The sequence below is a fragment of the Sphingomonas sp. CCH9-F2 genome (genome assembly GCF_001556735.1).
Classification (GTDB): domain Bacteria; phylum Pseudomonadota; class Alphaproteobacteria; order Sphingomonadales; family Sphingomonadaceae; genus Sphingomonas; species Sphingomonas ginsenosidimutans.
This window is the reverse complement of record NZ_LSJO01000170.1, coordinates 1-1981: the sequence shown is the minus strand read 5'-3', so window position 1 is coordinate 1981 and position 1981 is coordinate 1. Positions and strand designations below refer to the sequence as shown.

Sequence of the window (1981 nt, the reverse complement as noted above, 5' to 3'; positions counted from 1 at the left end):
TGGCGCATGAGGGGATGACGCTGGCCTCCGCCGATGCGGCGGCGATCGACCGCGGTGCGAATCTGGCGCTGATCGGTGACGAACTGATCCAGTTCCGCGACGCGGTGCAGGTCGATGCGACCCGCTGGCGGCTGAGCGGATGGTGGCGCGGGTGCCGCGGTACCGCCGCCACCGCGCATCCCGGCGGTACGCGCTTCGTGCTGATCGAGCGCGGGGCCGCGATCTCGCTGCCGCTGCCAGGCGCGCAGCCGGGCGAGAGCGTGCGAATCGCCGCGGCGGGCGTCGGCGACGGCGCGCAGGCGGCGATCGCCAGCGCGGCGATCGACGGACGGTCCTGTACGCCGCCGCCGCCGGTGCAGCTGCGCGCGGCGCGGACGGCGGACGGCGGGCTGCGCCTGACCTGGACGCGCCGCAGCCGGCTGGGCTGGCGATGGCGCGACGGGGACGACGTGCCGCTGGGCGAAGAGCGCGAGGGTTATCGCATCGCCGTTGCTGATCAGGCCGGCGCGACGATCGCGACAAGGAACAGCGACGGGCCGCAGCTGGTGCTGAGCGCGGCGGAGGTTCCCGCCGGCGCGGTTACAGTGGCGGTTCGGCAACAGGGCACCTACGCCCTGTCGTCGCCTGCGATCCTAAACCTTTGAGGAGACACGCAATGGAAGCGACAAGCGCGCGGCTGCTGCTGCCGATGATGGACGCCGGGCAGGCGCAGAAGGAACGCACCCATAACGAGGCGCTGGCGCTGCTGGACCTGGCAGTGCAGGCCGTGGTCAAGGGCATCGGCGTCCAGATCCCGCCGGCCGATCCCGCGCCCGGCGATTCGTGGATCGTCGGCGATGCGCCGCAGGGGGCGTGGACCGGTCACGCCGGGATGCTGGCGGGATGGACCGATGGCGGATGGCGGTTCGTCGCGACGCGCCCGGGCTGGCGGGTGTGGGAGGCCGCGCAGCAGGTGCCGGCGACCCGCACGACCGCCGGATGGGAGAGCGGGGTGACACGCGCCGCGCGCATCGTGATCGACGGCACCCAGGTGGTGGGCGGGCAACGCCCCGCGATCGACGACCCGGCGGGCGGCGAGACCGTGGACGCCCCCGCCCGTACCGCGATCGTGGCGATCTTGGAGGCGCTGCGTGCCCACGGAATGATCGCCCGCTGAGACGCTTCGGCGGTGCGGAAACTGTGGCAGTTGCGCAACAGTGCCGGGTTTTTGTCAGCTTGTCGGGAAACCATCGTTCGGATAGTGAGTTTGCGCTGTCCGTAGTGACACCATGGAAAGGGGATTATGATGCGTAAGCTTGCCATGATCATGGCGCTTGCCTCCACCGCCCTCGCCACGCCCGCGCTCGCGCGCGACAAGGCGTGGTATGTCGGCGTTGAAGGCGGTGCGATGATTGTCGAGGACATCGACTATTCGATCACCGGTACTGCCGCTTCGCGGTCGGGCACTGGCACCGTCGACCACGATTACGGCTATGACGTCGATGGCGTCATCGGCTACGATTTCGGCGCGTTCCGCCTCGAGACCGAAGTCGGCTATCGTTCGGCAACCGTCGATGGCTACCGTAACACCGGCCAGACGCCGGTCAGCGGCACGGCGCAGGCCGCCGCTGGCACCTATGACTATTTCGGCGGCCGTACCTCGGCGCTGAGCTTCATGGTCAACGGCCTGCTCGACTTCGGGCCGGACGACGGCCTGCAGGGCTTCGTCGGCGGTGGTGCCGGTGTCGCCCGCGTCAAGGCGCGTCTCGACCCGACGACCTCGTATCGTCTCCTCGACGATTCGGACACCGTGTTCGCGTGGCAGGCCCTGGCGGGCATCCGCGCGCCGCTGAGCGACCATGTCGACGTCTCGCTGAAGTATCGCTTCTTCAACGCGGACAACGTCAACCTGTTCGACCAGCGCGGCAGTGCCTATGACGGTCGTTTCCGCTCGCACTCGCTGCTGGGTGGCGTGACCTACAACTTCGGCGCACCGGAAGCG

At 69.6% G+C, this 1981-nt stretch carries 3 protein-coding genes; all 3 read left to right on the top strand.

What is annotated here, in order from left to right; translation table 11 throughout:
- Positions 1-644, top strand: a 644-nt coding sequence (locus AX685_RS04855) for a GTA baseplate fiber-binding domain-containing protein (RefSeq protein ID WP_443026249.1), incomplete at its 5' end; no start/stop codon positions are given.
- An 11-nt stretch (positions 645-655) separates the two neighbouring features.
- Complete coding sequence (locus tag AX685_RS04850; protein WP_066485963.1) at positions 656-1156, top strand: DUF2793 domain-containing protein; 501 nt, start codon at positions 656-658, stop codon at positions 1154-1156.
- Positions 1157-1285: 129 nt separating this feature from the next.
- Positions 1286-1981 (top strand): outer membrane protein (locus tag AX685_RS04845; RefSeq protein WP_156445673.1); only part of this gene is annotated, 696 nt, incomplete at its 3' end.